This is a genomic window from Labrenzia sp. 5N, from assembly GCF_012395805.1.
GTDB lineage: Bacteria > Pseudomonadota > Alphaproteobacteria > Rhizobiales > Stappiaceae > Roseibium > Roseibium algicola.
Genome location: NZ_JAAZTM010000011.1, coordinates 164562 through 183947 on the forward strand (window position 1 = coordinate 164562; position 19386 = coordinate 183947).

The following is a 19386-nucleotide window of genomic DNA, read 5'->3' on the forward strand; positions in this document are numbered from 1 at the left end:
CCGGTTGATTTTGGCCGTATCAAAACCGGAAACGGTTTGCCGTGCAATTGGTCATTGGCGGGGGTATCCCCTTAGACGATCCACCCTGCACGCCTTGTCAGGCAAGAAGGCCGACAATTCCATCATAAGTCAGCTTGGCGCCGATCACGCCCATGAAGATATAGATGATGGCGTAGAACATTTCCGCCTTGACGATGCGCACCAGCCAGACGCCGACAAGAGTTGCCACCAGCGCAACTGGAAACAGCGTGACGGAAGTCGACAGGTTGGTGGCGTCGAATTGTCCCAGCAGGAAATAAGGCACCAGCTTGATCGCATTCACGGTGGCGAAAAAGATGACCGCCGTTCCGGCAAACAGCATGGGCGCCATGCGCAGCGGCAGCATGTACATCTGAAAGGGTGGACCGCCGGTGTGGCTGATGAAGCTGGTGAAGCCTGCCATCATGCCCCAGAACGTGCCTTTCGGCAGATTGTGGCCGCTCGCGGTGGTGATCTTGCGCTGCTTGAAGAGATAATCGGCGACGAACGCCAGGGACATTATGCCGATCAGGAAGATGACGAAGGAGTCGTTGACATAGGCGGCCGTGGCCCAGCCGATGCCAATGCCCATCACGGCCGCAGGCAGCAGAATGCTGAGGGTTTTCCAGTCAGCACGGCCGCGATAGGCAATCAGCGCGACAATGTCCATCACGATCAGGATCGGCAACATGATGCCGGCGGCCTGCAGCGGTGAAATGACGAGCGCCATGATCGGCACTCCAAGCATGGCGAAGGTGCCGCCGAACCCGCCCTTGGACAGGCCGACCAGAAAGACCGACGGAATGGCGGCTGCATAGAACCAGGGATCAGTAATTGGGATCATGTGCTGAGAAACGCGAGGAGTAGAACGGACAGGCCCGGCAGACAATCATGCCAGAGTGCTTACGTAAAGTCCCGAAGGCCGAATTGCCTATAAGCGGAGGCTTGCAATTTCGGGTGCCCTTACAGCACTCTAGGCCTCAAAAGCCGGAGCTGTGTCTCCGGGCTTGTGTTTGGGAGGACATTGTCATGGCAAGCCGGTATCACGAGATCTACCAGGGCTGGAAACAGGATCCGCTCGGGTTCTGGAAAGAGGCCGCTGAGGAAATCGACTGGGTCTCGACGGGCGACAAGGTGTTCGATCCCGATCAGGGGCAATATGGCCGCTGGTATCCGGATTGGGAGTGCAACACCTGCTACAATTGCCTGGACCGGCACGTGGAGCGCGGTCGTCCCGGCCAGCCGGCACTTATCTACGACAGCCCGATTACCGGACGGACGGCAAGCTACACCTATGCGGAGCTTCTGGAAGAAGTGGAGGCCATGGCCTGCGTTCTGGCCGACCAGGGCCTCGTCAAGGGCGACCGGGCCATCATCTACATGCCGATGATCCCCCAGGCCGTGATGGCGATGCTGGCTTGCGCGCGTCTTGGTGTCATTCATTCCGTCGTCTTCGGCGGGTTCGCCGCAAACGAGCTGGCAACGCGAATCGATGATGCAACCCCGAAGGCAATCATCGCAGCGTCCTGCGGCATCGAGCCGGGCCGCGTCATTGCCTACAAGCCCCTGATCGATCAGGCCATCGACATTGCCAGGCACAAGCCGGACAGCTGCCTCGTCTTCCAGCGCGAGGAACTGACGGCGGACCTGAAAGCGGGCAGGGACCACGATCTCGGAACTCTTCAGGCAGATGCTGTCGCGGCCGGGCGCAGGATCGCACCGGTTCCGGTGAAGGCAACCGACCCGCTCTATATTCTCTACACTTCCGGCACGACCGGTCAGCCCAAGGGTGTCGTTCGCGATAACGGCGGCCACATGGTGGCGCTGAAATGGTCGATGCAGAACCTTTACGACATTCAGCCGGGGGAAGTTTTCTGGGCGGCATCAGACGTCGGCTGGGTGGTTGGCCATTCCTACATCTGCTACGCGCCGCTATTGCACGGCTGCACCACGATCGTGTTCGAGGGCAAGCCTGTGGGGACGCCGGATGCGGGAACGTTCTGGCGGGTTATTTCCGACCATAACATCGTATCGCTGTTCACGGCGCCGACTGCCTTCAGGGCGATTCGTAAGGAAGACCCGAAAGGCGAGCTGATCCAGAAATATGATCTGTCCCAGTTCCGGTCCCTGTTTCTGGCGGGAGAGCGTGCGGACCCTGAAACGGTCAACTGGGCCATCGACCAATTGCAGGTGCCGGTGATCGACCACTGGTGGCAGACGGAAACCGGCTGGTGCATCGTCGGCAATCCGGTTGGTCTCGGCCAGTTGCCGGTCAAGCCGGGGTCTCCCACCGTGCCGATGCCCGGCTACGACGTCCAGGTGCTGGACGATGCCGGCCATCCGCTGGGCGCCAATACACTTGGCAACATCGTGGTGCAACTGCCGTTGCCGCCGGGTTCATTGCCGACTTTGTGGAATGCGGACAAGCGATTCTTCGATGCCTATCTCGCCGAGTTCCCCGGGTACTACAAGACGGCGGATGCCGGGATCATTGATGATGACGGGTATCTGTCGATCATGGCGCGGACCGACGACATCATCAACGTTGCCGGCCACCGACTGTCGACCGGCGGCATGGAAGAGGTGCTGGCCACGCATCCCGATGTTGCCGAATGTGCCGTCATCGGCATTGCAGACAAACTGAAAGGCCAGCTGCCTTGCGGGTTCGTTGTTCTGAAAGCCGGTGTCGACCGGACCCACGACGAGATCGAGAAGGAGCTTATCAAGCTGGTGCGCGACAAGATCGGCCCGGTGGCGGCGTTCAAGATCGCGATCACCGTCGACCGGTTGCCGAAAACGCGTTCCGGGAAGATCCTTCGAGGCACCATGCGCCAGATCGCCGACGGAGAAAGCTGGAAAATGCCGGCCACGATCGATGATCCGGCAATCCTGGACGAGATTACCGAAGCGCTCAAAACACACGGAATTTCCGTCTGAATTGACCAGGTGACGTTGCTGGAGGGCGATAACAGCCATCGACACAGCCGTTTTTGACACTTAATGTCGGGCCGCCGCGAAGCGGCCCGCGCTATTTGCGCATCAGAATTAAACTCAAGCAGCCGTGAGGTTTCCGTGTCTTTGGAGAATAAGGTCGCCATCATTACCGGGGCAGCCCGTGGGATCGGATTTGCAGTCGCCAAGCGCTTTGTCGCCGATGGCGCGAAGGTCGTGATTGCCGATGTGGATGACGAAGCCGGTGAAGCCGCGGCTGAAGATCTGAAATCGCAGGGCGAGGCAATGTACATCCATTGCAACGTCGCTGAACGTCTGGACGTTCGCAATCTGGTTGCCGAAACGCTGAACGCCTATGGCGATATCGATGTACTGGTCAACAACGCCGGCATCGTGGTCGGCGCGGATTTCCTCGACCTGGAAGAAGAGGATTTCGAGCGCGTCCTGTCGATCAACCTGAAGGGTGCATTCCTGTGCTCGCAGGCCGTTGCCCGCCATATGGTGGAAAAGGTTCAGAACGGTGGCGAGCCGGGCTGCATCGTCAACATGTCGTCGGTCAACTCGGTGCTCGCGATCCCGAATCAGATCCCCTACTGCGTTTCCAAGGGTGGCATGTCGCAGCTTACCAAGACGACCGCCCTGTCGCTTGCCCAGTACGGTATCCGCGTCAACGCCATCGGGCCGGGCTCGATCATGACCGAGATGCTGGCGTCGGTGAACAGCGATCCGGCGGCGAAGAACCGCATCCTGTCGCGGACGCCGATGCTGCGCGTTGGCGAACCGTCCGAAATCGCCAGCGTCGCCGCGTTCCTGGCGTCCAGCGATGCCAGCTACGTCACCGGTCAGACGATCTTCGCCGACGGTGGCCGCATGCCGCTCAACTACACGGTCGCGGTTCCCGACGACGCGTGATTTGACATCGGCATTCATCAGCCAAGAAGGGCGGCAATCGTGCCGCCCTTTTCACATTTGACGGGCTATGCGGTTTCCGCGTCCAGCTCGGCACCAAACTGGAGCCTCGCCAGTTTGGCATAAAGGCCACCGGCAGCGGTCAGTTCGCCGTGTGTTCCGGTTTCGACAATCCGTCCGTTTTCCATCACCACGATCCTGTCTGCCTTGAGAACCGTCGCCAGCCGGTGCGCGATCACCAGCGTGGTCCTGTTCTCCATCAGCCGGTCGAGGGCTTGCTGGACCAGATTTTCGCTTTCCGCATCGAGCGCGCTCGTGGCTTCGTCCAGCAGCAGCACGGGTGCGTGTTTCAGGACGGCACGGGCAATGGCAATGCGCTGGCGCTGGCCGCCGGACAGGGTAATGCCGCGTTCGCCGACGATGGTGTCGTAGCCGTCCGACATCTTCTCGATGAAGGGGGCTGCAAGCGCTGCTTCAGCGGCGGCGATGACTTCCTCCTGGCTGGCGTCCGGCCGTCCGTAGGCGATATTCTCCGCAATGCTGGCGCCAAAGATAGCCGTGTCCTGCGGCACCAGTGCGATATGGCGGCGCAGGTCTTCCGGGTCGAGATCCGGCAGGGCAACGCCATTGAGGCGGATGTCACCCGAGACGGGATCGTAGAACCGCATCAGCAGGCTGAAGAGGGTCGATTTGCCCGCGCCGGAGGGCCCGACCACGGCAACGGTCTCGCCCGGCGATATGGTGAGGCTGAGGTCGCGGACGACAGGCATTTTCTCCGCGTTGCGATAGGCGAAAGACACATCCTGGAAGACGATCTCGCCGCGTGGCGTCTCGGGCAGGCTGACCGGGTTTTCAGGTGCGGCGATTTCCGGCTGGATTTCCAGAAGTTCCGACAGGCGCTCTGCCGCGCCGGCTGCCTGTGAGAGTTCGCCCCAGACTTCGGAGAGCGCAGCCAGGGATCCAGCCGCCAGAATGGAATAGAGCAGGAACTGGCTGAGTTCACCGCCGGTTATCCTGCCGGAGAAGACGTCGCTCGCACCGATCCAGAGGACGGCGACGATGCTGGCCCCGATCACCATGATGGCAAAACCGGTCAGCGCAGCGCGGGCGACGATTGCCTGGCGGGCAGCCTGGAAGGCGGCATTGACGGCATCTGCGTAGCGGCCTGCGCTGCGGCTTTCATGGGTAAAGGCCTGAAGCGTGCGGACCGAGCCCAACATCTCGCTTGCATAGGCAGACGCTTCAGCAAGGGTATCCTGGGCAAAGCGGGACCTTCTGCGCACCTGGCGCCCGAAGCCGAGGATGGGAATGAGAATGACCGGGATAGCTGCCAGGACGATGACGGAAAGCCGTGGACTGGTGACGACCATCATCACGGCAGCGCCCAGGAACATGATCAGGTTGCGCATGGCAAGTGACGCGCTGGAGCCGAAGGCAGCCTTGATCTGGGTGGTGTCGGCCGTCAAACGGGAGAGGATTTCCCCGGATTTGGCGCTGTCGTAAAAGACCGGGCTGAGCCTGGTCATATGAGCAAAGACATCGGAGCGCACATCGGCGACGACCCGTTCGCCAATCCACATGACCAGGAAATAGCGAACGGAACTGGCAGTTGCCAGGGCACACACCACGCCGATCAGCACGGCGAAATAGGAATTGACCAGCGCGGGGTCATCGGCGCCGAAGCCGAAGTCGATCATCCGGCGGACCGCCGCAGGAAGGACAAGCGTTATGACGGCGGCCGAGAACAGGGCTGCGACTGCCGCTGCAACCATGGTCTTGTGCCGGAAGAGATACGGCAGCAGCCGGGTAAGCGGGCGAAGCGATCTGCGGGACTTTCCGGATGGGGATTGGGTTTCGTTGGCAGGGGCGTCGGCCACTGGGGTCTCCTTGTTGTTCCTTCCCGTCTTAGCATGTTCCGCAGTGCGGACAATGACTTTGGACAAAGCCGCCAAGAGCTTTAAAAGGGCTTTGCCGGAGGAAAGCGGGCCGTGTCGGCGAGGGGTTGAAATCCTTTGCCGGAGATAGCTGGAAATTGCCGGAATTTGCCCCTTGTCTTGGCTCCTTCCATGGGGTATATCCCCGCCTCATGTTTCTGAGGGCGGCGTCCGCAACCGGATCGGCGGCCCCTCATTTCGTTTTGCGTTTGCTTGGCGGCTTTCCCGGAAGGTTGTCACAGGGCGCTTGAAAGGACCGGCCATGAAAGCGGATATTCATCCCGACTACCACACCATCAAGGTCGTCATGACCGATGGCACCGAATACACCACCCGCTCCACTTATGGTGCGGAAGGCGACACCCTGACGCTCGACATCGACCCGACGTCCCACCCGGCATGGACCGGTGGTGACCGTCAGCTGATGGACCGCGGCGGCCGCGTGTCCCGCTTCAAGAACAAGTTCGCTGGCTTCCTGGGCTCCTAAGCTTCAGCCACGACAGTTTCAAACGAAAAACCCGGCCTCTGGCCGGGTTTTTTGTGTTTTGAGGTCTGCAGGAAGCACAGCAGGTACAGTGTCACCCCGGGCGAACACCGCGAGATCCTGGGTCTACCCGTTTCCTGAGGGTTGGCCAGAGAGCTGACCAGAGACCTGACAAGTGACTTTGCCAGAAAACTGGAGCGTGTTGACCTTCATCAGCAAACCCTGGCGCTTCGGCATTCGGTGTTGAGTATAGGCTTCGGATCTACGCTTCGCTACTCGGGAGGCTCCCCGGGGTTTTACTGGGATCCGGCGCAGGCTCACCCAAAACAAAAAGCCGCCTTGCGGCGGCTTTTCGAATTCGAAAGAGGTTGATCGGACTTAGCCGAACTTGCCGAATGCGGCGTGCAGCTTGTTGATCTGGGAAGCGACCGGATTGTCGTTCGTGGCTTCCTCGACCTGCTCTGCGTCCTTGCGGTAGAGCATCTTGTCGAGGTGGACGACGCGTTCCTGCAGCCGGGAAGAGCGGTCAACCAGCTCGCGCAACGTTTCCGGCAGATCAGTCCAGGTTGGGCCGCCCGCAGCTGTGGACAGCTTGTCGAGGCGAACCTTGTTCTTCTCGCTGCCGGCCTGCTCACGGGACATCTCGCCCTCGTTTACCGCACGCTGCAGCAGCAGCCAGGAGGCCAGCTGCATGAGCCGGGTGGTCAGACGCATGGACTCCGTCGCGTAGGCGAGGGAGGCAGGACGCGGAAGCTGCTTGGCTTCTTCGCGGCCGTTGCCGTCCAGGTACATTGCGGTTTCCTCGACCAGCGACATGCCTTCCTGAAACAGGCTCTGGAAGCTGTCGGAGCTGGCAAGGTGATGCGCGATATGAACTGCGCTTCCTGTGTCACCGGCTTTTTTGATGTCGTCCGTCATAGGATTGCTAAGCCTCAATTACTCTTCCGGTTATCCTGCCATCTCTTCTTGGTCTGTCCCGGAATATGACATCCCGTTTCAGGTGTTCCTTTTTGGAACGATGCAGGTCTTCATGGCCTGTATCCAGCAAAGCGCGTGCCAAACGGACAAGTAAACGGCCATTAACCAGAACATTGACAAGATACTATGAGGCGTTGGCAAAAAAAAGAGCCGCTTGGTTGCGGCTCTGAGTCTTTAACAGGGAGGCGTCAAACAGAGTGGACAGGAGCCACTCACATCCAGATGACTGGATAGCTATGTTTATATTTTAGAAAGATTAATAAGAGGTAAACGAGTAAATTTTTACCTATCAGCTTTACTGTAAGTGCGTGTCAAAAAAGGACATAAACTCAAGTTCTGTAATAATTTACAGGGTCACTTCTGGAAAATTGAGTTGGCTGCATCGCGAATAGTGCCGCGTTGCTCAAGCTCCTTCTGGGTACGGTTAATTTCACCCTTCAGAGCTTCGATCCGTTCCTGCAGCTCCGCCTCGGAAAGACGAGACAGTTCTTCCCCTACGGTAACTGTGCCAAGTGGTGATTTTTTGGGGACATCTTCATCAAACAGGTTCATCGGTTTCCTCCTCTGCGGTCCCAGATCGGGGTCCGGCCGCGTTTTCGACCGTTATTCAACCCGAGCCCGGGCGGGTTGCCTCGCCGGGCTGTTTTCCTGCAAATAGACAGACGCTCGATTTACCATATGCCAGGCACAGTTGGCCTAGCCAGTCCCAAAATGAACCAAAAAGGAAACGCCTCTATGCAGAATCTGCCGGATCGCATGACCGCCGTTGCCATTTCAGAGCCCGGAGGACCGGAGGTTCTGCGCGTTGAAGAGCGGTCCATTCCCGAATTGGGACAAGGTGAGATCCTGATCAAGGTGGCGGCTGCTGGTGTCAACCGGCCGGATGTCCTGCAGCGCAAGGGGGCCTATCCGCCGCCGAAGGGCGCGTCCGATCTGCCGGGGCTAGAAGTCTCTGGCGAAGTGGTGGCTCTGGGCGAGGGAGCAGGTCGGCACAAGATCGGTGACAAGGTAACGGCGCTCGCCCCTGGCGGCGGCTATGCGACCTACTGCAAGGTGCCGGAAGGACATGCCCTGCCGGTTCCCAAGGGGCTTTCCATGGTGGAGGCCGCAGCCGTTCCGGAAACTTTCTTCACTGTCTGGACCAATGTGTTCGATCGCTGCGGCCTGAAAAGCGGAGAGCGCTTCCTGGTGCATGGCGGCACTTCGGGCATCGGCACGACGGCAATCCAGCTCGCGAAGGCTTTCGGCGCCGAAGTCTTCACCACTGTCGGGTCGGCGGAAAAGGCCGAGGCGGTGAAAAAGCTCGGCGCGGACCACGCCATCAACTACCGTGAAGCGGAGTTCGAAAAGGTGATCCTGGAGATCACGGGCGGCGAAGGGGTGGACGTGATCCTGGACATGGTCGGTGGTGACTATCTTGAACGGAACTGGAAAGCGGCGGCGGTCGAAGGACGTATTTGCCAGATCGCGACGCTGAACGGCATTGCGGAGAACGTCAATTTCTCTCGCCTGATGGTCAAGCGCCTGACCCATACGGGGTCGACGCTGCGTCCACGCAGCGATGCGTTCAAGACGGCAATTGCCGAAAGCCTGAAAGAGAAGGTCTGGCCGCTGCTCGAATCGGGCAAAGTCGCGCCCGTGATGGATTCCACCTACCCCTTGGCCGAGGCCGCGGAAGCCCATCGGCGCATGGAAGGCTCTGGCCATATTGGAAAAATCGTCCTGACGGTGGATGTCTGATGCCGGATGGAAACCTGCAACTGCGCGATTGTTACGCGAGTATTTGCGTTTCCGTGTTTTTCGACATATATTCCGGCCACTTTCCAGGAAACTGATCAAGGAACACCGCTTTTTCGCCCTGCCGGGCGAGGGAGCAGACGAGAGGAATTTATCTGATGGCGAACACGCCGCTTATGCCGAAGGCAACCGCCGTCTGGCTCGTGGACAATACCGCGCTGAGTTTCACTCAGATCGCCTCCTTCTGCAAACTGCACCCGCTTGAAGTGAAGGCAATTGCCGATGGCGAAGCCGCACAGGGGATCAAGGGCCTTGATCCGATCCTGACCGGCCAGCTCTCCCGTGAAGAAGTCGAAAAGGCTCAGAGAGATCCGAACTATCAGCTGAAGCTTCAGGGTTCGAAGGTGGTCGTGCCTGAATCCAAGCGCAAGGGACCGCGTTACACGCCGGTGTCCCGTCGTCAGGACCGTCCGAATGCGATCCTGTGGCTGGTGCGCAACCATCCGGAACTGAAGGATGCGCAGATCATGCGCCTTGTCGGCACCACCAAGCCGACCATTGCCGCAATCCGCGACCGGACCCACTGGAACTCTGCCAACCTGACGCCGTCCGACCCGGTTACCCTGGGCTTGTGCAGCCAGCTTGAGCTGGACATGGAAGTCGAAAAGGCGGCGAAGAATGCTCCGCTGCCGATGGCAGGCGAAGTGAACGAGACCCTGATGTCCGTCGAAGACAGCACCAGCGAAGACGCTATCGCAGCTGCTTTCTCGCTCGATCCGTCCAAGCCGATCCAGCGCGAGGAAGAAGAGGAAATCGACGCCGATGCCGTGTTCGCCAAACTGAACTCGCTGAAGAGCGAAACTCAGGACGAAGACGAAGAAGACGACGAAAACCGCTGATCGCTTCCCGCTTTCTGCAAATCCTGGAACCGCCGGCTGAGTTCAGCCGGCGGTTTTTGTTTGACCTTCCAGACGCATGTTTCCGGCTTGCCCGCCCAGGGTGTGGAATGGCTGAATTTTCGACATGAGCCGTACCCAGATCATATGAAAACGCGTTGCCACGTTGAGGATCACACAATAATCTCCCTGAAAAATTCGGGAGACGCTCATGACCTACAGACTTTTGAAACTTGCCTTTGGCCTGACCCTCGCCCTTGGCTCGTTCCAGGCCCACGCGGAAACGCGGATCACCTATAAATCCGCCAAGACCGGTTCCTCCTATTACCAGATGGGTGTCCAGATCGCGGAAGCCATCAAGGCCGGCAGCAATGGCGACATGATTGTCACCGTGGAAGAAAGCCAGGGCTCCGTTCAGAACGTGATGGAAGCCAAAGCGCGCGGTGGTGACTATGTGTTCACGACGCCGCCAGCGCTCGTTTCCCTTGCCCAGGGCGGCAAGGCCATGTTCGAAGGCAAGGGCGATCCGAAGTTCGATGAAATCCGTGCCCTGTTCCCGATCCCGTCGTTGACCATGCATTTCGTCATGTCGGCCGATAGCGGTGTTTCCGACTTTGCCGGGATGGAAGGCAAGACGATCCTTCTCGGCAAGGGCTCCTTCGGTGCGACGGAAGGCGAAAAATATCTCAAGATGTTCGGTCTCGAAGGCAAGGTGAACATCGCTGACGCGGAACTTTCCAATGCGGTTGCCGCGCTCAAGAACGGCCAGATCGATGGTTTCGTGACCGCCGGTTCCTGGCCCGCGCCGAATGTTATCGAGGCGGCTGCCTCCGCGGACGTGACGGTGCTTTCGCTCAGCGACGACCAGATTGCCGAAACCAAGCGTTCGAAACTGGTCATTCCGGCCGGGACCTATGCCGGTCAGTCCGAGGACATCGTCACCACCTCGCTGCCGGTCGTTGCCTATACGACCAGCGCCATGGATGACGACACAGCCTATGCCCTGACCAAGACCTTCTGGGATGAAAAAGCCAAGATGGGCGAAGAAGCCCCGTGGTGGAACGGTGTTGACCAGGCACTGATGGCCAATATCACCGGCAAGATCCACCCGGGCGCCGCACGCTACTATCAGGAAGCCGGCATCGAATTGACCGACGCTCAGAAATAAATCACAAGACCGAACGCGGGGTGCCATGGCAGGATCTGCCGGAAAATGGCGCCCCGTATCGTTCGAGCAGACATAGTGGTCCGGCGGAAATCGTCCAACTGGCCCTTCCAGAACTGTCCAAAAGCATCAGTTCCCTGCCTTGCGCAGGAGAGCGCTCTGACAGAATGAAACCGTGCAGCGGCATGTCGCCCCTTCGGCCGATAAGCTGCGCAACCAGATAGAAATACCAGTCCATGATCAGTGGTGACACCGCGACATCGCCCTTCCAGCGAATGGCCATGCTTCTTCTCGCAACGGCGCTTGTCGTATTTCATCTCGGGCTGATCTTCTCCGGTCTGGTGCCGAACCTCGTCAGCCGGCCGCTTCATCTTGCACTTGCCCTGCCATGGATCTTCATCTTTGCCAAAGGCGGTTTTTTCACGCGCGTGAGCGGTGCGGTCCTGTGTGCTGCAGGTGTGGCCGTCTGTCTGTGGATCGTGGCCAACCAGTCCGCGCTTTCGGACCAATACGGCTTTCTGGAAGGTGACTTCCAGTTCTGGATGGCCGGCACCCTGTTGCTGGTTGTGCTTGAGGGCGCGCGTCGCGCAATCGGCTGGCCGTTGCCGGTGGTGGCGGCGCTGGCACTGGCCTATGGCATGTTCGGTCAGCATATTCCGAGTGAATTCGGTCACTCCGGCACGCCGCTTGCGAGTTTTCTCGGCACGCTGACAATTGCTGAAGGTGGGGTCTGGGGAAGCCTGACCGGTGTCTCGGTGGGCGTGGTCGCCATTTTCGTGATTTTCGGCGCTGTTCTGAATGCCGGGGAAGCCGGACAAGGGTTCATGAACGTCGCTGCTGCCGCGGCAGGCCGGCTCAAGGGCGGTGCGGCCAAGGTGTCCGTGTTGTCCTCGGCGCTGTTCGGCTCCATTTCAGGCTCCGCGTCCGCCAATGTGGCTTCCACCGGTGCAATCACTCTTCCGGCCATGACGCGGCTCGGCTACCCGAAAAAACTGGCGGCAGCCGTCGAGGCAGTTGCATCTTCCGGCGGCCAGATCATGCCGCCTTTGATGGGGGCAGGGGCCTTCGTCATGGTGGAGCTGACACGGGTGCCCTATACCCAGATCATGGCAGCGGCCTTGCTGCCGGCAGTTCTTTATTTCTTCGCGGTCTGGGTGGGCATCAATGCCTATGCCAAGCGGTATGACCTTGCTGCCATCGATCAGGGCGATCAGCCGCAAATGCGTCAGGTGGCCATAACCTCAGCCTTCTTCCTGGTGCCGTTCTCCGTGTTGTTGTGGGGCATGTTCGTCGCGCGCTATACACCGCAATACGCTGCCTGCATTGCTATTTTGGCCGGGTTCGCGCTGCTTTTCTTCAACGCCCAAGGCACCTTTGTACTCAAGGACATCCTGCTGCGGCTGGAAAGCGCGGCTTTGAACTCGGCTCGTCAGGTATCGGTCATCGCGGCGATTATCGTCTGTGCATCGATCATCATCGGCGTGCTGGCGATCACCGGGCTCGGCGTCAAGATCACCTCGCTCATTCTGTCCGGGTCGGGTGGATACCTGTGGCCGTCCTTGTTCCTGACCGCGCTTGCCTGTCTGATCCTCGGCATGGAAGTGCCGACGACCGCGGCCTATGTCATCTGTGTTTCCGTTGCCGGACCGGCCTTGATGCAGCAGGGGTTGGAACCCTTGCAGGCACATCTTTTTGTCTTCTGGTTCGCGCTGCTGTCGACCATCACGCCGCCTGTCTGCGGAGCCGTCTTCATCGCTGCCGGGATGATTGGCGAAAACTGGCTGAAGGTAGCTCTTTCCGCCATGGCGCTCGGCATTGGCCTCTACATCATTCCTCTGGCCATGGTCGCCAATCCGGCGGTGCTGGAGCTTGCGGCCCGCCCGCTGCCGGCGCTGCTTGCCGCGGCCAAGATCGGCCTCGGGCTGGGCCTTGTTTCCTACGGGGTCATTGGCTTCAGGAAGCCCCTGCAGAGGCTGGCTGCAAGCGGCGCAGGCCTTCTGGTGATCTTTGTCGGGGGCAATCTGCTCTAGGCAGTCGCCCTAGGTGCCTTGGCCACAGCCTTCCAGCTTGAAAATCCGTTGTGTCGAAGCCGGGTGGCGAAGCAGGGCTGCTGCTGGCCGAATTGGGCGTTGTTGAAAATTGCCGCCGCAGTTGGGGCACGCGCCATGCAGGACGTTTCGGGCGCAGTCCTCACAGAACGTACATTCGAAAGTACAGATAAAGGCCTCTTCCGATTCCGGTGGAAGGTCCTTGTTGCAGCATTCACAATTGGGGCGCAGATCCAGCATGGCGGTCTCCGGTAAGAAATTGTCCGCCAAGGGTCATCCGTTGCGGTCGGTCAGGTCAAGCGGCAATCGCTAGCCTTTTTGAACGCGCTTTCCGAAATCGACGTTGCTGCTCTTCCCAAGGCCGTGTCTGAGGCACAGGTAGATGATGGCGAGGCTTGCTAGCAGCCAGAGAGCTCCCCAGAAAATCGTGGGGCCGCCAAACTCTTCCGCCAGCATGTAGGCATCGGAACGGGCACCTGAGCGACGGATGGTGTCGTCGAAAATGTCGAAAGGTACGTAGAGGATGCTGGTCAGGCCGATGACGCGCAGGATCAGGTCGTTGACCGTGACACTGAGGAACCGGGCAGCCGCCAGCATGGCCACGCCGGTGCCGATGCAGAAGGCGAGGGCAAAGAGATCGCGGATATAGAGCAGCGCGACCAGCAAGGTGAAGGCACCGAGCAGGCCCAGCACGATGCGGTCTGCATTTGTTTTCAGGGCAATCATCAAGAGTGCCATGCCGATGGCAAGCGAGCCGAGATACCCGGCCGTCAGCGTCAGGAACCGGCTGCCACCGCGTGTGATCGCATGGCCACCCTGCCAGGGCGAGAGAGAGATTTCCTCCACGGAACCACCGGTCAGGATGGCCGCCAGCGCGTGGGACAATTCATGCAGATAGACGATCAGGATCTTCAAGGGCACGACCAGGATGGTGTTCCAGAAGAGGAACATCACCGCGGTAATGAGGATGAGCTGCCAATGGCCTTTGAGGATCTGCATGAAGTTGAAAAGTCCGTCTGAGGGCGGAAAAGTCAAGCCGGCATGCCCGGTTCGCCCGACGTCACGCGTGCATTCCTTGGGATCCGTTGAGCTGACGTGAGTCTCAGCGTTCCGTCAGTTTCAGTTCGATCCGGCGGTTCTTTGCCAGGGCGTCCGGTGTTTCCCCTTCTTCCAGCGGCTGGAATTCGCCGAAACCGGCTGCGACAAGCCGCTTGGGGTCGACGCCGCGTTCGATCAGGTAGCGGACCACGGAAATGGCGCGGGCGGCGGAGAGTTCCCAGTTGTTGCGAAGGCGCCCCGTGCCCGACAGGGGGCGGGCGTCGGTGTGGCCATCGACACGCAGCACCCAGTTGATCTCGTCCGGGATCTGACCGCTGAGTTCCTGGATGGCGTCTGCGAGCTTGTCGAGCTCCTGCCGGCCTTCCGGATTGATGTCTTCCTGACCGCTGTCGAAAAGCACTTCGGACTGGAACACGAACCGGTCGCCAACGACGGAGATGTCGGAACGCTGGGACAGGATTTCGCGCAGGCGGCCGAAGAAGTCCGAGCGGTATCGCGACAGTTCCTGCACGCGCTGAACCAGTGCGGCGTTCAGCCTCTTGCCGAGGCTGGCGATCTTGGCCTGGCTGTCGGCTTCCTTTGCCTCGGAAGCTTCAAGAGCAGCGTTAGCGGCAGCTATCTGGCGGCGTAGTGCCGCGATCTGCTGATTGAGCAGCTCCACCTGCGCAAGGGCGTCCTGGCTGATCTGACGTTCGTCATCGAGCAGGTTTTCCAGCTGGGTGGCGCGTCCGCCGGCCGCATCGGCTGCACCGGAACTGTTTTCCAGAAGGCCAAGCAGCCGGGTCTGTTCGCTCTGTGCATCGGAAAGGCTGGCCTGCAGGCCGAGGATCGTGTCTTCCAGCTCCCCGGAATTGGCGCGCTCCAGGGCGAGAAGCTCCGTCAGCTCGCTGATCTGGGCATTTAGCCGGTTCAGCACCGTGTCGCGGCCCGAAAGCTGCTGCGACAGGAAGAACTGGGCGATCATGAAGATGGACAGCAGGAAGATGATGACGAGCAGCAGTGTCGCCATGGCATCAACGAAGCCGGGCCAGTAATCGGTCGACTGGGCCCTTCGGCGAGCGCGCAATCCTGCCAGTCCGGCCATCGTCTACTCCTTCGCGCGGTCGAAAGCGGCGGCGATCGAGGACAGGAGCCCTTCGATGCGCTTTTGCTGTTCGCCCTGGGCCTCGGCCCAGTCGCGCATCATCTGCTGTTCGGAGCGAACGTGTTTCACCAGGCCCTGAATGCCTTCGGCCAGATTGGCCATGGCCTGGTTGGCATTCTTGCTGCCGCCTTCCTCAACGCTTTTCTGCAGGGCGGAGATCGAGGCCTGTATCTGTTCGACGCCGGGTGAATCCGGGGCATTGAACAGGCTTTCTTCCGGATCGATGTCAGTAACCGTGGACAGCCAGTCTTCAAGCTCGTTGTAGAACCGGTTCTGGGCCTGTCCCGCCTGCAGATCCAGGAAGCCGAGCACAAGCGAGCCGGTCAGACCGAAGAGCGAGGACGAGAAGGCCGTGCCCATGCCGGACAGCGGCGCTTCCAGACCTGCTTTCAGGTCCTCGAAGATGACATTGGCATCACCCGAACCGACGTCGAGCGACTGGATGGTCGCGCCGACCGAGCTGACGGTCTGCAGCAGGCCCCAGAACGTGCCGAGCAGGCCGAGGAACACCAGGAGGCCTGTGAGGTAGCGCGACATCTCGCGGCTTTCCTCAAGACGCATTCCGATGGAATCGAGGATCGAGCGGGCGGTGGTTGGCGTCAGGGCCATGTCGCCGGACTTGTTGCCGAGCAAGGCAGCCATCGGCGCCAGCAGCACCGGCGAACGCGTGTCGAGGCCCGGGTCGCCGATCCGGAAACTGTTGACCCAGGAGATTTCCGGGAACAGGCGGATCACGCGGCCGAAGAGCAGCAGCACACCGAACACGCCGACAAGCACGATCAGGCCATTCAGACCCGGGTTGCTCATAAAGGCCGTCGAAATCTGCGGGAACAGGATGAAGGCGATGAAGGCAACGATCACCAGAAAGATGATCATGAAGGTCAGATAGGCCCGCGGACTGGACAGGCTATAAGGGTCAAATTCACGGGCCATATTGCGTTATCAATCACCTGAATTGGACGTAACTGATTGATAGCGTGATTTTTAACGGCTTGGAAACCTCGAATTGCCGAAGAGACCCGAATAAAGTCTGGAAAGCCCGAAAACCGCCGGGTTTATCCAAAGGCCTTCTCATGAAGAGACGGGTCGTGGGTCCCGTCTCCCGGGGTGGGCGGTTTGCGCCGCACCCATTTCAAGTCAGCGTCATGCGCTTTTCGAAGATGAGGGTGTTCGCGTCGCGGTGCTGCCGGGAAGTGCTGGAGGCAATCAGCCCTGAGCCGGGGTTGCCGCCTTTTTCAGGAGCTGCAGCAGGTATTTGTGGGCGTCTTCGTTGCCGACAACCACATCGCCGCTTTCCAGCATCTTGTTCTTGCCCTGAAGATCGGTGACGAAACCACCGGCTTCGCGCACCATCAGGAGGCCGGCCGCAATGTCCCAGCTGTTCAGGTTGCGCTCCCAGAAGCCGTCGAGACGGCCGGACGCGGTCCAGGCAAGATCGAGGGCAGCTGCGCCGCAGCGGCGGATGCCAGCGACTTCCGGCATGATGTAGCGCAGCTCGCGCAGTGTCCGGCCATGATCGCCCGACCCGATGAAGGGCAGGCCGGTGCCGAACACCATCTCATGCAATTCGGTGCGGCCGGCAACCCGCAGGCGACGGTCGTTCAGGAAGGCGCCGCGACCGCGTTCAGCGGTGTAGAGCTCATCCATCACCGGATTGTAGATGACCCCGGCCACGATCTCGCCAGCCCGTTCCAGTGCGATGGAGGTGGCGAAGATCGGAATGCCGTGCAGGAAGTTTGTGGTGCCGTCGAGCGGGTCGACATGCCAGCGATGCTGGCCGTCGGTTCCCTCGACTTCACCGCTTTCTTCCATGACCAGCCCGAAGGTCGGGCGGGCCTTGGTCAGTTCGGCGCGCACAATGTCCTCGGCGCGGCGGTCTGCAGCCGAGACGAAATCGCCGGGTCCCTTGCGGGACACCTGAAGGTTTTCAACTTCACCGAAATCGCGAACCAGAGAGCGTCCGGCTTTCGTTGCGGCTTGAACCATCACGTTGAGGAGAGCTGTGCGGGCCATTGTTTGTCACTTGTTGTTGGGCGCCGCCCGGCAAAATCCGGGCGCGCCAATTTGAAGTCTTGCCGGGAGGAGATCAGTCCGCGCGGCGGACGTATTCCAGTGAACCGGTGTCGACGATGATCTTTTCGCCGGCGGTGATGAACGGAGGTACCATCACGCGGACGCCGTTTTCCATGAGCGCGGGCTTGTAGGACGAAGACTGGGTCTGGCCCTTCACCACCGCGTCGGCTTCCCGGATTTCCAGGGTCACGAACTGCGGCAGGGTGATGCCGATCGGGCGCTCTTCATGCAGTTCGACGGTCACCATCATGCCGTCCTGCAGGAAAGCGGCGCGGTCGCCAACGAAATCAGCCTGAAGTTCCAGCTGCTCGTAGGTTTCGGTGTCCATGAAAATCAGCATGTCTTCCTGGGTGAAGAGATACTGGAAGTCTTTCTGCTCCAGACGGACGCGCTCGACCTTGTCTTCGGAGCGGAAACGCTCGTTGAGCTTGCGGCCATCGAGCAGGTTTTTCATTTCAACCTGTGCGAAGGCACCGCCTTTGCCTGGCTTGACGTGTTGGACTTTGACAACCGCCCAAAGCGTGTCCTGGTGCTGAAGCACGTTACCGGGCTTTATTTCGTTTCCGTTGATTTTCATGGAACGACCGACTGTTTGATTTGTTTGGATCTTAGGGGCTGTTGACCATTAGAAATCCGCCGCGTCCGGTGGAAACTCCACCCAAACCACGACAAAACTCCAAAACTCAACAGAACCTGTAGCAGGGCGAGACCGGCGGGCCGCCGATGCGCCTGAAATTTGCTCGCGCCTGTCCACCACAAAAGCCGGTGGAGTTCAAGGAAAAAAGGCAAACATCCTTACGATTCCGCGCTTCCTCGCAAGGTTTACGGAGATTCCTTGCCGGGCTCCTCCGACGGGGCCATCAATGTGGCCGAATATTGTTCGGCCAGCTTGCGCGCTTCATCCATTGTGGTTTCGTCCAGACTTTCGATAATCCGGTCGAGCGAGAAATCGGAAACACCCAAGGTGCGGGCAATCAGGTGCCAGCCCGCCGCGGCGGCAAAATCCTGTTCCCGACCACGGCCGTAGGCATAGGTTCGCGCCAGCCGGTTCATCGCGACCGGGTTGCCGGACGTGGCGGCCCGTTCGAACCAGTCGGCGGCTTCCGTCTCGTTCGGATCGACGCCCTTACCCTGGAACCGCAGAATGCCGTAGTAAACCTGCGCGGAGGTGTGTCCGCGGCGGGCTGCACGGCCAAGCCAGAACGCACCCAGGCCGGGGTCGTTGAGCCCGGTCTGGGCTTCCAGATAGGATAGGCCAAGCGCGTATTGCGCTTCCGGATCGTTTAGCTGGGCGGCTTCTTCCAGCAGTTCTCGCGATTTCTTCTCGTCGAAGGGGCGACCTTCGCCTTCCTCGTAGAGCAGGGCGAGATTGTAGAGCGCAGACGCATTGCCCGCGTTGGCAGCCTCTTCGAACAGGTCCGCTGCCTTCTTCTTGTCGACCTCGACACCGGTGCCGAGCAGATAGAGCTGGGCCAGCTGCATGGCAGAGCCGGTATCACCCTTGGCGGCGGCCAGGCTGTACCAGTCGGCAGCCTTGGCCTTGTCCTGATGAATGCCGAGCCCGGCTTCGTGCAGCACGCCTAGCAGGGCCTGGGCGGCCTTGTCGCCCTGTTCCGCCAACGGGGTCGCAAGACCGAGCGCGGTCAGGAACCAGCCGCGTTGAAAAGCGGTGTACGCGGTATCAGCGTTGGCGACTTCGCCTTCTTCCAGTTTCGGCGGACCCGCGTCAACAATGCTTAGCAGTGTCTTGTCCTTGGTCGTGACGTCGATCAGCACCGGTAACGGTTTGCCATCCGGGCCTACTGGTACGTCCGGCTCTGGCGCCGCGTCACCGGCCTCTGTTGTTTCGCTGGTGCCGGTGTTGTCCTGGGCAATGGCCGGAGAAAACGACACGGAGGACAGCATTCCAGCTGCCAGCAACCCTGCCGCAAGCAGAAAGGGGGCGTGAAGTTTCCGGCGTAGGCTCGTTTCAGGTGTCGGCATGCATCC

Annotated in this window: 19 protein-coding genes; 7 read left to right on the forward strand and 12 right to left on the reverse strand. The window is 60.0% G+C overall.

Annotation, left to right across the window (positions count from 1 at the left end; translation table 11 throughout):
* Positions 1–97: 97 nt before the first annotated feature.
* On the reverse strand, positions 98–862 hold the full coding sequence (locus HEP89_RS11920; RefSeq protein ID WP_023003494.1) for a sulfite exporter TauE/SafE family protein: 765 nt from the start codon (positions 860–862) through the stop codon (positions 98–100).
* 185 nt (positions 863–1047) lie between these two features.
* Between HEP89_RS11920 and HEP89_RS11925 the strand changes: the two genes are divergently transcribed.
* Positions 1048–2955 (forward strand): propionyl-CoA synthetase, encoded by a 1908-nt coding sequence (locus HEP89_RS11925; protein WP_077291754.1) that lies wholly within the window; start codon positions 1048–1050, stop codon positions 2953–2955.
* A gap of 135 nt (positions 2956–3090) precedes the next feature.
* The gene (locus HEP89_RS11930) at positions 3091–3882 is read left to right on the forward strand and encodes a 3-oxoacyl-ACP reductase family protein (protein ID WP_055661189.1); all 792 of its coding nucleotides are present in this window, start codon (positions 3091–3093) and stop codon (positions 3880–3882) included.
* Positions 3883–3947: 65 nt separating this feature from the next.
* Here HEP89_RS11930 and HEP89_RS11935 read toward each other — a convergent pair whose 3' ends face one another.
* Positions 3948–5756 (reverse strand): ABC transporter transmembrane domain-containing protein, encoded by a 1809-nt coding sequence (locus HEP89_RS11935; protein WP_077291755.1) that lies wholly within the window; start codon positions 5754–5756, stop codon positions 3948–3950.
* Positions 5757–6075: 319 nt separating this feature from the next.
* Here HEP89_RS11935 and rpmE point away from each other — a divergent pair, with 319 nt between their 5' ends.
* A complete protein-coding gene (rpmE, locus tag HEP89_RS11940) occupies positions 6076–6300 on the forward strand; it encodes a 50S ribosomal protein L31 (RefSeq protein ID WP_006932159.1) in 225 nt (74 codons plus the stop codon).
* 375 nt (positions 6301–6675) lie between these two features.
* Here rpmE and HEP89_RS11945 read toward each other — a convergent pair whose 3' ends face one another.
* Positions 6676–7215 carry a DUF1465 family protein gene (locus tag HEP89_RS11945; protein WP_023003489.1) on the reverse strand — a complete coding sequence of 180 codons (540 nt, stop codon included), beginning with the start codon at positions 7213–7215 and terminating at the stop codon, positions 6676–6678.
* A gap of 414 nt (positions 7216–7629) precedes the next feature.
* A complete protein-coding gene (locus HEP89_RS11950) occupies positions 7630–7827 on the reverse strand; it encodes a DUF1192 family protein (protein WP_168685370.1) in 198 nt (65 codons plus the stop codon).
* A 183-nt stretch (positions 7828–8010) separates the two neighbouring features.
* On the opposite strand from HEP89_RS11950, the gene HEP89_RS11955 reads away from it, so the two are divergent.
* From HEP89_RS11955 to HEP89_RS11965, 3 genes are all read left to right on the forward strand, one after another.
* On the forward strand, positions 8011–9015 hold the full coding sequence (locus HEP89_RS11955; RefSeq protein ID WP_168692119.1) for an NAD(P)H-quinone oxidoreductase: 1005 nt from the start codon (positions 8011–8013) through the stop codon (positions 9013–9015).
* A 155-nt stretch (positions 9016–9170) separates the two neighbouring features.
* Positions 9171–9911, forward strand: coding sequence for a cell cycle transcriptional regulator TrcR (locus HEP89_RS11960; RefSeq protein WP_055661191.1), 741 nt, complete (start codon positions 9171–9173; stop codon positions 9909–9911).
* Between the two features lie 208 nt (positions 9912–10119).
* Entirely contained in the window at positions 10120–11076 is a 957-nt protein-coding gene (locus HEP89_RS11965; protein ID WP_168692120.1) for a TAXI family TRAP transporter solute-binding subunit, read from the forward strand.
* 1 nt (position 11077) lies between these two features.
* On the opposite strand, the gene HEP89_RS11970 is transcribed toward HEP89_RS11965, so the two are convergent.
* On the reverse strand, positions 11078–11356 hold the full coding sequence (locus HEP89_RS11970; protein WP_168692121.1) for a hypothetical protein: 279 nt from the start codon (positions 11354–11356) through the stop codon (positions 11078–11080).
* Between HEP89_RS11970 and HEP89_RS11975 the strand changes: the two genes are divergently transcribed.
* A complete protein-coding gene (locus HEP89_RS11975; protein ID WP_168692122.1) occupies positions 11355–13103 on the forward strand; it encodes a TRAP transporter fused permease subunit in 1749 nt (582 codons plus the stop codon). The two genes, HEP89_RS11970 and HEP89_RS11975, sit on opposite strands and share 2 nt — an antisense overlap.
* Positions 13104–13112: 9 nt before the next feature.
* On the opposite strand, the gene HEP89_RS11980 is transcribed toward HEP89_RS11975, so the two are convergent.
* The 7 genes from HEP89_RS11980 to HEP89_RS12010 all read right to left on the reverse strand — a co-directional run bounded on the left by HEP89_RS11980 (position 13113) and on the right by HEP89_RS12010 (position 19380).
* Positions 13113–13361, reverse strand: a complete 249-nt coding sequence (locus HEP89_RS11980; protein ID WP_168692123.1) for a DUF1272 domain-containing protein — start codon at positions 13359–13361, stop codon at positions 13113–13115.
* A gap of 69 nt (positions 13362–13430) precedes the next feature.
* Entirely contained in the window at positions 13431–14120 is a 690-nt protein-coding gene (locus HEP89_RS11985) for a M50 family metallopeptidase (RefSeq protein ID WP_152505518.1), read from the reverse strand.
* Positions 14121–14223: 103 nt separating this feature from the next.
* A complete protein-coding gene (locus HEP89_RS11990) occupies positions 14224–15264 on the reverse strand; it encodes a peptidoglycan -binding protein (RefSeq protein WP_023003479.1) in 1041 nt (346 codons plus the stop codon).
* Positions 15265–15267: 3 nt separating this feature from the next.
* Positions 15268–16257 (reverse strand): flagellar motor protein MotA, encoded by a 990-nt coding sequence (locus tag HEP89_RS11995; protein WP_023003478.1) that lies wholly within the window; start codon positions 16255–16257, stop codon positions 15268–15270.
* Between the two features lie 273 nt (positions 16258–16530).
* Entirely contained in the window at positions 16531–17337 is an 807-nt protein-coding gene (locus HEP89_RS12000) for an inositol monophosphatase family protein (RefSeq protein WP_077291762.1), read from the reverse strand.
* A gap of 73 nt (positions 17338–17410) precedes the next feature.
* A complete protein-coding gene (efp, locus tag HEP89_RS12005) occupies positions 17411–17974 on the reverse strand; it encodes an elongation factor P (RefSeq protein ID WP_006932138.1) in 564 nt (187 codons plus the stop codon).
* Positions 17975–18219: 245 nt separating this feature from the next.
* Entirely contained in the window at positions 18220–19380 is a 1161-nt protein-coding gene (locus HEP89_RS12010; RefSeq protein ID WP_031270527.1) for a tetratricopeptide repeat protein, read from the reverse strand.
* Positions 19381–19386 lie beyond the last annotated feature (6 nt).

What these genes read in the sequence shown, in the direction of transcription:
- HEP89_RS11920 (WP_023003494.1), bottom strand. Translation starts at nt 862, where the DNA reads ATGATCCCAATTACTGATCCCTGGTTCTATGCAGCCGCCATTCCGTCG.
- HEP89_RS11925 (WP_077291754.1), top strand. Translation starts at nt 1,048, where the DNA reads ATGGCAAGCCGGTATCACGAGATCTACCAGGGCTGGAAACAGGATCCG.
- rpmE (WP_006932159.1), top strand. Translation starts at nt 6,076, where the DNA reads ATGAAAGCGGATATTCATCCCGACTACCACACCATCAAGGTCGTCATG.
- HEP89_RS11945 (WP_023003489.1), bottom strand. Translation starts at nt 7,215, where the DNA reads ATGACGGACGACATCAAAAAAGCCGGTGACACAGGAAGCGCAGTTCAT.
- HEP89_RS11950 (WP_168685370.1), bottom strand. Translation starts at nt 7,827, where the DNA reads ATGAACCTGTTTGATGAAGATGTCCCCAAAAAATCACCACTTGGCACA.
- HEP89_RS11955 (WP_168692119.1), top strand. Translation starts at nt 8,011, where the DNA reads ATGCAGAATCTGCCGGATCGCATGACCGCCGTTGCCATTTCAGAGCCC.
- HEP89_RS11960 (WP_055661191.1), top strand. Translation starts at nt 9,171, where the DNA reads ATGGCGAACACGCCGCTTATGCCGAAGGCAACCGCCGTCTGGCTCGTG.
- HEP89_RS11965 (WP_168692120.1), top strand. Translation starts at nt 10,120, where the DNA reads ATGACCTACAGACTTTTGAAACTTGCCTTTGGCCTGACCCTCGCCCTT.
- HEP89_RS11975 (WP_168692122.1), top strand. Translation starts at nt 11,355, where the DNA reads ATGCTTCTTCTCGCAACGGCGCTTGTCGTATTTCATCTCGGGCTGATC.
- HEP89_RS11970 (WP_168692121.1), bottom strand. Translation starts at nt 11,356, where the DNA reads ATGGCCATTCGCTGGAAGGGCGATGTCGCGGTGTCACCACTGATCATG.
- HEP89_RS11980 (WP_168692123.1), bottom strand. Translation starts at nt 13,361, where the DNA reads ATGCTGGATCTGCGCCCCAATTGTGAATGCTGCAACAAGGACCTTCCA.
- HEP89_RS11985 (WP_152505518.1), bottom strand. Translation starts at nt 14,120, where the DNA reads ATGCAGATCCTCAAAGGCCATTGGCAGCTCATCCTCATTACCGCGGTG.
- HEP89_RS11990 (WP_023003479.1), bottom strand. Translation starts at nt 15,264, where the DNA reads ATGGCCGGACTGGCAGGATTGCGCGCTCGCCGAAGGGCCCAGTCGACC.
- HEP89_RS11995 (WP_023003478.1), bottom strand. Translation starts at nt 16,257, where the DNA reads ATGGCCCGTGAATTTGACCCTTATAGCCTGTCCAGTCCGCGGGCCTAT.
- HEP89_RS12000 (WP_077291762.1), bottom strand. Translation starts at nt 17,337, where the DNA reads ATGGCCCGCACAGCTCTCCTCAACGTGATGGTTCAAGCCGCAACGAAA.
- efp (WP_006932138.1), bottom strand. Translation starts at nt 17,974, where the DNA reads ATGAAAATCAACGGAAACGAAATAAAGCCCGGTAACGTGCTTCAGCAC.
- HEP89_RS12010 (WP_031270527.1), bottom strand. Translation starts at nt 19,380, where the DNA reads ATGCCGACACCTGAAACGAGCCTACGCCGGAAACTTCACGCCCCCTTT.